Source organism: Neisseria sp. P0009.S007, assembly GCF_051962515.1.
Map to the genome: position 1 here is coordinate 1 of NZ_JBQCVF010001165.1, position 258 is coordinate 258.

A 258-nucleotide genomic window follows, 5' to 3' on the forward strand; every position below is an offset into this window, starting at 1 on the left:
GGGCCAGCCAGTGCTTCGCCATGCGCGACGAACTGATTGCCTTGTCGCAGCGACAGGTGCTGGCGCAGGCGTGTGGGCATCCCTTCCACCTGCTGCCCGTTGAACTGGCCCAGCAGACCACTGGCGCAGGAACCGCTTTCTTGCGCTGGCGCAGGCACGACCGTTCGGCCATGGGCGTGGCCCTGTGGCAGGAGCTGATGGCGAGCCCCGGCACGCCGGTCAACCTGCTGGCCGACCTGCACGCGATCGAGCTGCAGC

Annotated in this window: 1 protein-coding gene; it reads left to right on the top strand. The window is 68.6% G+C overall.

What is annotated here, in order from left to right; genetic code table 11:
- Positions 1-20: 20 nt before the first annotated feature.
- Positions 21-258: DUF3158 family protein (locus ACTHS3_RS18150; protein ID WP_440368817.1), on the top strand; the 238-nt coding region annotated here is incomplete at its 3' end.